Here is a 1,072-nt window from a genome sequence, read left to right on the forward strand (position 1 = left end):
CAACGTTTTGGGCTATGGTTTCGTTGCGTGAAAATCCGCAAGGATTTTCCACCGTGAACCAAAGATAGCAAAAGTGCGAGGATTTTCTGCCGAAAATCCGAAGCAATGAACTATAGCCGTTGTTGCCTACAGTTGTTTTTATTCCGCCCATTTTTTCCAGTTCAGCTTTTTTGTCAGCGTTCGAGTGAGCAATTTTTCCGCAAACTTGCTCAATTCCGTTTTGCTTTTCAATTCCGCAAGAGTAAGTTTCCACGTTCAGTTCGGCCGCAACGTTTTTGAATTCCGATTGGGTTTTGATTCCGTAAACTTGCTCAAAAATCCGTACGCTTTTCTATCTGAATTATTTTTTCCATTCAGTTTTTCATTCAGCGTTCGAGTGATAAATCCGAGTGTTTTTTCAGTATTTTATTTTTTTTGAGTTCCGATTTTTCAATCCGTTTTTGCTCCGTCCGAGTGAGTTTCCGCAATTGTAGGCAACGGTTCGGCTAAGGTTTCGTTGCGTGGGTTCGGCACTAATTTAGTAAATAAAACTGGGCAAAGTTCAGAGGCGAGGATTTTCCGAAGGAAAATCAGAAGCAATGAACTTTAGCCATTGTTGGCTACAGTTTTTATTTTATCCATAGCTTCTTTTAATTTTTCTGAATTAAACCCTTTGGTCAATTCAGTCAAAATCAGCCTGTTTTTGATTTCGTTCTCTAATCCGTTTAATGATTTGTCGTCATCGATAATTAAGAAGTCAGAAGTGTTTCTTTGACTAATAAATTTTATTATTTCTTCTTTACGATTTTTACAATCCGCATACTCTGGTAAAAATCCAGAAATCTTGCAATCTATTCCACGATTTTTAAAAATCAGATTAAATTCAGTCAGAGTTTTCATGGTTCGCCTAGTCGAACTCAACCAAATGTCAAATTCTTGAAAAGTCAAAAGTCGGTTTAGATTCTCAACGCATGATTGGTTAAATTCAGAATATCCGTCAGAGTGAATTTGGTCGGCTTTCCAACTTGGGTTTGTTATCAAAACTCCGTCTAAATCTAATATCAGGTGCATTTTGCTCAAATTGTAGCCAACG

Annotated in this window: 2 protein-coding genes; both read right to left on the bottom strand. The window is 37.4% G+C overall.

Annotated elements, in window-relative coordinates; translation table 11 throughout:
* A partial coding sequence (locus GZ212_RS16100; protein ID WP_206080473.1) for a hypothetical protein occupies positions 1-253 on the bottom strand: 253 nt, incomplete at its 3' end.
* A 332-nt stretch (positions 254-585) separates the two neighbouring features.
* Positions 586-1,072: HAD domain-containing protein (locus GZ212_RS16070; RefSeq protein WP_206080474.1), on the bottom strand; the 487-nt coding region annotated here is incomplete at its 5' end.

The organism is Mangrovimonas sp. CR14, from assembly GCF_011764015.1.
GTDB classification, from domain to species: Bacteria; Bacteroidota; Bacteroidia; order Flavobacteriales; family Flavobacteriaceae; genus Mangrovimonas; species Mangrovimonas futianensis.